Genomic DNA, 600 nt, shown 5'->3' with positions numbered 1-600 from the left:
AATTAAAAAGTCATTAAGATCTGTAAATGAAGATTCATCATAAATTACCTGATTGGTAATCAAATCTGTTACTTTCAGTTTGCCGGCTACAAAATCTCCATAAAAATAAAACCCACTGGGATAAGTTGTCTTTTGCTGTTGAAACAAAATAAAAGTAAACGTATACTTTTTATTGTTAGCCGTTCCTTCCCATGTGCCTAACCAAAATGGGAACTCGTTATCTAGATCTTTCAAATAAGCTCCGCTAGGATAATCAAGTGTTCTGTAAGGAACAATAGTAGTTACCGTCTGGCATTTTACATTCAGACTTATCAATAACAAAAAAATAATTTTAAATACTGTTTTCATAATTCTATTTTTTCTAGTTGCATGGTGTTCTTTCTAATTTATTTTTGTTCAAAGTCTTTCGAGTCCATTTTATATTATAGTTATTAATATCCGTTTCATTCTCTACCTCTCCTTCAAACAAAGCCACTTTATCCTCAAGTCCCATTCCTGACAGAGCCTTTAAAAACATTTTTTGCAACTGCTCTTTTCTACCACTTGCTGTAGAATATTCTCTTAAAATATTTTTTGCTTTTTTTTCATAATCTCTCATCT

The 600-nt window shown here is 30.8% G+C and carries 1 protein-coding gene and 1 pseudogene; both read right to left on the bottom strand.

All coding sequences use genetic code 11. From position 1 onward, the window contains the following. Nucleotides 1-348: pseudogene (locus ACUSJC_RS16800) on the bottom strand (hypothetical protein); the annotation flags it as partial. A gap of 13 nt (nt 349-361) precedes the next feature. Continuing rightward, nucleotides 362-600: hypothetical protein (locus ACUSJC_RS16795; RefSeq protein WP_449270705.1), on the bottom strand; the 239-nt coding region annotated here is incomplete at its 5' end.

The organism is Flavobacterium sp. U410 (assembly GCF_053570605.1).
Note: the sequence above shows the minus strand (reverse complement) of the source record. Positions and strands in the feature narration are given on the sequence as shown.